Origin of the sequence: Spongiibacter marinus, from assembly GCF_016906995.1 — a bacterium.
GTDB lineage: Bacteria > Pseudomonadota > Gammaproteobacteria > Pseudomonadales > Spongiibacteraceae > Spongiibacter > Spongiibacter marinus.
This window is the reverse complement of record NZ_JAFBBD010000007.1, coordinates 279321-285320: the sequence shown is the minus strand read 5'-3', so window position 1 is coordinate 285320 and position 6000 is coordinate 279321. Positions and strand designations below refer to the sequence as shown.

Annotated in this window: 7 protein-coding genes and 1 tRNA gene; 2 read left to right on the top strand and 6 right to left on the bottom strand. The window is 52.3% G+C overall.

The annotated features are described in order from the left end of the window. Nucleotides 1-69 precede the first annotated feature (69 nt). The 4 genes from HNR64_RS12710 to HNR64_RS12695 form a co-directional block, all read right to left on the bottom strand. The gene (locus HNR64_RS12710) at nt 70-813 is read right to left on the bottom strand and encodes a DUF1302 domain-containing protein (RefSeq protein WP_204996807.1); all 744 of its coding nucleotides are present in this window, start codon (nt 811-813) and stop codon (nt 70-72) included. A 337-nt stretch (nt 814-1150) separates the two neighbouring features. Continuing rightward, nucleotides 1151-2167 carry a hypothetical protein gene (locus HNR64_RS12705; RefSeq protein ID WP_204996806.1) on the bottom strand — a complete coding sequence of 339 codons (1017 nt, stop codon included), beginning with the start codon at nt 2165-2167 and terminating at the stop codon, nt 1151-1153. Nucleotides 2168-2530: 363 nt separating this feature from the next. Further along, nucleotides 2531-3031 (bottom strand): hotdog family protein, encoded by a 501-nt coding sequence (locus HNR64_RS12700; protein ID WP_204996805.1) that lies wholly within the window; start codon nt 3029-3031, stop codon nt 2531-2533. Between the two features lie 77 nt (nt 3032-3108). Next, complete coding sequence (locus tag HNR64_RS12695; protein WP_204996804.1) at nt 3109-3525, bottom strand: hypothetical protein; 417 nt, start codon at nt 3523-3525, stop codon at nt 3109-3111. 202 nt (nt 3526-3727) lie between these two features. Between HNR64_RS12695 and HNR64_RS17405 the strand changes: the two genes are divergently transcribed. Further along, the gene (locus tag HNR64_RS17405; protein ID WP_275587354.1) at nt 3728-3859 is read left to right on the top strand and encodes a hypothetical protein; all 132 of its coding nucleotides are present in this window, start codon (nt 3728-3730) and stop codon (nt 3857-3859) included. Nucleotides 3860-4086: 227 nt separating this feature from the next. Here the strand turns inward: HNR64_RS17405 and HNR64_RS12690 are convergent. Beyond that, a tRNA-Arg gene (locus tag HNR64_RS12690) sits at nt 4087-4163 on the bottom strand. A gap of 105 nt (nt 4164-4268) precedes the next feature. Next, on the bottom strand, nt 4269-5363 hold the full coding sequence (locus HNR64_RS12685) for an SMP-30/gluconolactonase/LRE family protein (protein ID WP_204996803.1): 1095 nt from the start codon (nt 5361-5363) through the stop codon (nt 4269-4271). Between the two features lie 172 nt (nt 5364-5535). Between HNR64_RS12685 and HNR64_RS12680 the strand changes: the two genes are divergently transcribed. Next, on the top strand, nt 5536-5964 hold the full coding sequence (locus HNR64_RS12680) for a hypothetical protein (protein WP_204996802.1): 429 nt from the start codon (nt 5536-5538) through the stop codon (nt 5962-5964). The last annotated feature ends 36 nt before the right edge of the window (nt 5965-6000 follow it).

Genomic DNA, 6000 nt, shown 5'->3' with positions numbered 1-6000 from the left:
AGGCGGGAAGTCGGTTGCTGGTGGTTTTGGTCGATTACTATCAACCGATAACCCGCCTGTTTTTGCAACCTACCCACCTGAATTTACGAAGAACCGATAAAAAGCCTCAATGCTTAATTCCGCGGTAACGCCAATATTGGCGTATAGCAGCCCCACCGGCAGCAGCGCCTCTTTGATCTCAGAGCCAGGGCGATGCAGCGCGGTCACATCGAAGGGACTAATAATATTCACGCCGTTTTGAATAAACGTGCTTTCCCCCCAGCTCAACACCATATTGCCGGCCCGCAGTTCTACGGGGGCGGAGCCAAGCTCAAAGTTGCCGTAGAGGTAGTAATCCAAAAACTCAGCACCCTGGCTTTGGGCCAGGTCATCAAAGCCCTCCGTTTCCAGGGTGCCGTCAACACGGTAATTGTTTGGCACATGGCCGTGAGCGACGTCACCCTCAGCCAAGGCATAGTCATACCAATATTTGAAACGCGTGAACAAACCGATGTTGTCCAGGCTCAACTCAAGGTCGTGCACCCCCTTGAATAACAGGGAATACATATCACCTTTGTCGTAATTTAAATTCCCATCATCGGTGGTACTCACCGACGCGCGCCCCTTACCGTTGGTGTTACCCGGACTGAGATAGTCCTCATCCGGGTCCTCCGCACGCCAACTGGCACCGAGAGAAAGGGTCGAATTGAAACTGCCTTCAATCTCCCCCCAGTTAAACGTCAACGCCTGACTCTGGATGGGAACACCCAAGGTCAACGCACTTATACACACTGCTAGATAACGACGGGAACCAACTGCTGAAGTGTTCGCCATGCTTATTCTCCTCGCTTTTTGGAGAGCAAAGTCTCTGCTTATTGCAGTCAGACTAAAGCCCAAGACGAGGTCAGCACTTGTCCTAGATCAAGGAATGCGGCATCGCGCCCGCAGAAGTGAATACACAGGCGCACTAAGACACAGGATCGCCAAATGCCTAAACAATGTCGGCTTAGCGCGAGATTACTATCAAAGACAAGTGCATGAAGAAGGGGGATTTATACATAGAAGGGATGGTCTATGACCTGTTCACACCAACGACATCGTCGCTTTAGTGTGAACAGACCACCGACACACTCAACGCAGATATTGTGCGCAAAGGAAAAGTATGACCTATTTACTGGGCAAGCAGCCCATTCACAATGCGGTCATTGGCCATATCTATCGCCTTAAGAACACCATATCGGTAATACTCAGGGGTAGCGACAACAGAGATTTCCGTTGTTTTAGCAGAACCGCCGGTGAACAGGCCCACAGCAGAACTAAAGGCATTGGCGGCTTTTTGACTGCCAGAAGTGGTGTCTTCGTTCCGCCCGTAGGCCCCTCCAACTACAATGGGGTCCTTGAGACTGACATAGCCGTTATCTGAAAAGGTCCCACCTAAGTCAACAAGGAACTGCGCGGCAGAACCCGTCGTCACCTGAATACCTTGCCCTACGGTCACCGAGGCGCTCAGCGTGGTGCTTGTGCCGCCACCAAGAGGCACATCCTTAAAGTAATTCACTTCATAGTCAGTATCACTATCAAAGTACGCGAAATGAACATTGTAGTTGATGGCAAATACTGGTGCGCCCGCAGCTTCAGCCAATTCAGCAAAGGCATAAGGCATCGGCTTAACTTGGCTAATTTGATCGGGCACCGAGTATATATTCAGTGAATTCGCGGAGAAGGTCACCTGCTCAGGAGACGATTTCTTCAAAAAAGAAGACAGCCCCGAAGGCGTATAGGGAGCCTCTAGAGGCTTTAATTTTTTCCAAGGTTTTAGCTTTTGCAAATCGCTGACCGGCCTAACATTGAAACCCTTTGCAGTTAAATCAGCGACAAAGTCAGCATATGCCTCGTCGGTAATTTTTTGGAAGGTGGTATCTGGCACGCCGGTTAAATTGGCCTTCAGGGTACTCTTTGCGTATTGCGAGCCACTGCTTTGACGAATCATGGGGCTTACAGACTTCGACGAGCTTGAGTCCTTAGTTACGAAAGAAACCGCAAACTGCGCAACATAGACATCTTTACGCGCCCCGAGCGTAGCAACATTCTTACTTTCGAGGCGATCACCACCGCCACCTCCTCCTACCGAAGCACACCCCACTATCAACGCGGCTATACCGACGACGACAATTAGCCTTTCTTTCATGCCTATCTCCTTGTCAAAATTATTTTCCAACGATAGGAGAAGCGCATAACGCTTGCACCCCCTTGTTCAGGGGGGATATGCAAAGTGTGTGATAAAAAGCTAAATCAAGGGCGTAAGCTACGGCGACGACGGTGACGAGAAATTTATGACGGTGCATTTAGTAATAACTTTTCCAACCCCGGAGGAAGTGGTTGTTGATCTTGATGCGCGAAAAAATACCTGCTCGAACCGAAGGACGAAAACCTATACTGCTGTGGCGGAGTCTCACCGCCATACTTGGTAACTCTTCATTCAGAGAGTTCGCCGTCAGCCGACTAATTATGGCCGGGCTACTGGGGGCAACACCGTAATTGTTCGTTAGCACTACTTCATCACGCGCGCTTGCACAGCAATTTTCTTCCCGCCGTCACACCGCAAATTGCCACTAAACTCCGCTTCATAGTGTTTTCGCGAGCTGTTAATCACCTTCGCCCGCTCGCTGCCATCTGGCTGTAAACGGCAGCTTGTACCGTCTGCTAAGGTAATGTCCAATTGCTTGAGCGATGAAGGCTGGCCCGGAAGTGTCATCACCTTGGCGGAGATCGCGGCGGCACCCATCGACTTCATATCCTCGCTCATACTCGCGCCGCCTACCATGGCAACCATAGATGTCCCGCCAGGAACGACAATACGGCCTCCAACGGTACCACTAAGGTCACCGGTGTAGTTTACCGTCCAGCCCCTCTCTGATTCGGCGCGGGCACTCCCAACACCCCCTATACACACTCCAAGAATGAGTGAAAAAAACGCACGTATCATCAAGTTAGGCTCAGCGCCAACATCTGGCGCCGTAGCGGTCTTGGCCTGCAGGGTGGTATGAATCATCCGTGATCTCCAATACTGTTTTAGGATGGACTTGATACCCGCTGTCCAGCGGAGTATCTACTCCTCATGAGTGGGGTTCAATGAACCCGGGTATATTCAAGGCGCATCAGCTGGTTTCCCTGAACCAAGGTATCTTTCCCCTTAATTCTCCAAGCCTCTTCACTCTCTCCCCGTTTGAAGACTAAGTAGGCGCGATCGCCCGAGTCACGAACAAATATATCATCGTATACCTGGCGGCTGCCGTTCGCTTCGACAAAGTCATGCCCAATGGTAATTTCCTGCACTCCCATTGCCGAAGCCATGGATCCAAACAGGCCATCAGCGCGGTCTGCAGCAAGTCTGTATTGCCCTTCATAGCCGTGGTCACCACAGGCATGGAGTATAAGCAGGGCGGTAAAGGAGAAAATGAAGCGTAATAGATTCATAACAACACCTTCCTTGGCTAATGTCATTACGACATAGTAAAGCGCGGAAGCACCTTTTTGGCTAGCCATGACCCTGCCTTTTTGCTGTACCGGTGAAGCGTTCACTTTCGCCAACGCAGCACTTCGTATCACGCCTCGTTCCGAACTGGAGAATCAGAAAAACAAAGACGACGGAAATATTTATTCATCTAATTCAGACACTTAAATAGCGATTTGCTTTCAACTACCGCTATAGCGTCAAATGAAATGAACACTGAATGTGGAGGTAGACATGGGAGAGTTTACGGGGCTGATTGCAGCGATCGCTTTAGTCGCGTCAGCTATCGCAATTCCTGTGGTGATGTGGCGATACGGCGACAAAATCGCTCACTGGTTCGACCGTTCTGACAAGGACAAGAATTAAGGATCTTTTTGAAACCGTCTTGCAGACGTCTAAATTTGCCGACCTTAGCCCCAACGACCGAGAAACGGGCTCACATTAAAACTTGAGAGCTACGCAGTAACTGAGAGGTGAGCTTAAGCGAGAGGTCTTCAAAATGTGGCACAGAACCTATCACGGTCGTGCCACAACACCTTTATGGGAGCATAAAAAACCCGGTGCTGCTTTCGCAATACCGGGTTCTTAAATAGTGGCGCGCTCGGGAGGATTCGAACCTCCGACCGCCTGGTTCGTAGCCAGGTACTCTATCCAGCTGAGCTACGAGCGCGTCGAGGTGGCGTACTATATTCAAGGTGGTTTTAGCTGTCAACGGGATTTTGAAAAAAAGCTTAAAAATCCTCGCGTTGAACGACTTTTAACCAACTCAACCGCGCTATTGCGCGGAATACGGCAGGCGCAGGATCCGGTCGCCAATAAAGGAGCCCACGTACACAGCATCGTCCACCCGCTGGGCAACGGTGCCTGCGCCCATAGGCGGCCCGGACACACTGACCACAACTCGGCTTTGCAGAGTGTCTGGGTCGAGCTCCACAATATCAAATGCCGCGGGACAGGCGCCCTCTTCAATACTGGGGCACACAATGAAATCCCCCAGCGTGAAGTTGTGGCTGGCGATTAGCAGCTTGCCGCGACCATCCCACTGGCTGTTGTCCGGATGGCTAATTTCCACCTCCCCAAGCAGCTTGCCTGTGCGGCGATCCAGTTTTTGCAGCGTTGAACCCGCCCAAAGGTTTACAAACAGGGTTTCGCCATCTGCCGAGATTTGAATGCCATTGGGGTAGTCACCGCTAAACCCTGGCAGTTTGCTAAATTGTTCACCGTCCCACACCCAGATGTGGCCAGGGTTAAAGCCCGCCAGAGCGGTAATCTCCTGCCAACCCAGTGTACCGACCGGCGCGTCGCCGCGGGTATACATGTGAGTGGCCATAAAGCCGCCCTCAGGCAAGGCCACAATATCATTCAAGAAGCTGCCTTCAGGGGGAATAACGCAGCCGCGCCAAAAGGGTTCAATCGCGCCGTCTTGGTCACGCAACTCGAAAAACTCCACCGACTCACGGCCACCGTGGTTGACCACCAGCAATTGCAGTGTGCCGCTCTCGTGGCGCGAGAGGTGAATGCCGTGTGGCGCGAAGACGCTTGGGTCCGGCGCGGCACAATCGGCATCCCCCCAACCATCGGAAACCGCCACCTCAGCCATCGGCCATACCTGCTTGCTGCCATCCCGGGTATCCAGCAGGGCCAAAGACCCCGCAACGCTGCCGTGACCCGCCGCCATTTGACTGACGACCAAATGGCGGCCGTCGGGCATGAGCTCCATATCTTCGGGCTTCTGCCAACCACACAATACCTCTCGCTCCGCCACGCCCTGGCAGTCACTAATTACCTGAGGGCGCTCAACGCAGCCAGCCAGCAAGAATGCTGTTATCAATAACGTTTTTTTCACCGTGTTGTCCTTATCGTTATTCACCGCAGACCACCCTGCCGCAAGCGGTGTAGAAAAACCAGTTGTGTCGCGGTCAGTGTTTTTTCTTGACCCTGTAGCAATGAATAGGCTTTAGCGTGGACAATATTGAACACTCTCGACCCCGGCACCTGGCAGCGTAATACCCTGCCTAACCAGAGCTTGTTACACTGCGGCCATGACACAACGATTGCACATTGCCGTATGGATTTTATTGGTGCTAAGCCAACCACTGCTGGCGCTGGAGAGTAGTGCTTCCAGTTTGGCCAGTGAACCCCAGACAAGCCCTACGGCAGTAGCGATGCAGCACTTGGCAAATGCCAGCTGCTGCACTCACCCCAATCAGCAAATGGATTGCGAAGGTCACCAAAATTGCCAATCCACCGAAGAAGCGTCGGCCCACCACTCTGGCGATCATACTGGACTCGATCACAGCCGTTGCTGCGAACAACACTGCGACTGCGCCAATAGTAGCTGCGGGCCAAGCCTGCTCAGCCAACTGGCATTGGCGGTTGCAACATCACGCGACAATATGATCAACAGCGCCGCCGCTGCTTCAGCAAAACGTTACAACGAGCGCCTGTTACGTCCGCCTATCGCTGCGTAATCACCCCCTGTAGCGCGGCAGAATGTACTTTGCCGC

Excerpts from the sequence above, each read along its gene's own strand:
- HNR64_RS12710 (WP_204996807.1), bottom strand. The coding sequence starts at position 813 with ATGGCGAACACTTCAGCAGTTGGTTCCCGTCGTTATCTAGCAGTGTGT.
- HNR64_RS12705 (WP_204996806.1), bottom strand. The coding sequence starts at position 2,167 with ATGAAAGAAAGGCTAATTGTCGTCGTCGGTATAGCCGCGTTGATAGTG.
- HNR64_RS12700 (WP_204996805.1), bottom strand. The coding sequence starts at position 3,031 with ATGATTCATACCACCCTGCAGGCCAAGACCGCTACGGCGCCAGATGTT.
- HNR64_RS12695 (WP_204996804.1), bottom strand. The coding sequence starts at position 3,525 with ATGGCTAGCCAAAAAGGTGCTTCCGCGCTTTACTATGTCGTAATGACA.
- HNR64_RS17405 (WP_275587354.1), top strand. The coding sequence starts at position 3,728 with ATGGGAGAGTTTACGGGGCTGATTGCAGCGATCGCTTTAGTCGCGTCA.
- HNR64_RS12680 (WP_204996802.1), top strand. The coding sequence starts at position 5,536 with ATGACACAACGATTGCACATTGCCGTATGGATTTTATTGGTGCTAAGC.